Source organism: Thermodesulfovibrionales bacterium (assembly GCA_026417875.1).
Lineage (GTDB): Bacteria > Nitrospirota > Thermodesulfovibrionia > Thermodesulfovibrionales > CALJEL01 > CALJEL01.
This window is the reverse complement of the sequence record JAOACK010000088.1, coordinates 3,923-4,274: the sequence shown is the minus strand read 5'-3', so window position 1 is coordinate 4,274 and position 352 is coordinate 3,923. Positions and strand designations below refer to the sequence as shown.

Sequence of the window (352 nt, the reverse complement as noted above, 5' to 3'; positions counted from 1 at the left end):
TTCTGGCATACCTCTGAAAGGGCAACTATGAATCCTTTTATAGCCCTTTCATCATAATGGAGGGGTTTTTTAAGAATAATATCTGCCCTTTCCTTTACCTTTGCTACAATAAAATGTATATCATCTGATTTCTCTATTCTCGTAATTTCAAGAAGCACATCTGAGTGAATCCTTCTTCTGTATCTTTCCGATAATCGGAAATCCTCTGGTTTGATTATATAATTTTCAGAGGCATATCTTAGAAAATCCATTCTTTCAAGATATTTCATGGCCTCAATGTTAGAAGGAAGCAGCAGGGTTTTAGATTTTCCAGATTCTCTTTTTATCTCTCCGAGCTCAATGATACCAAGCA

Annotated in this window: 1 protein-coding gene; it reads right to left on the bottom strand. The window is 35.5% G+C overall.

Annotation, left to right across the window (positions count from 1 at the left end; translation table 11 throughout):
- Window positions 1-352: hypothetical protein (locus N2257_10440; protein MCX7794801.1), on the bottom strand; the 352-nt coding region annotated here is incomplete at both ends.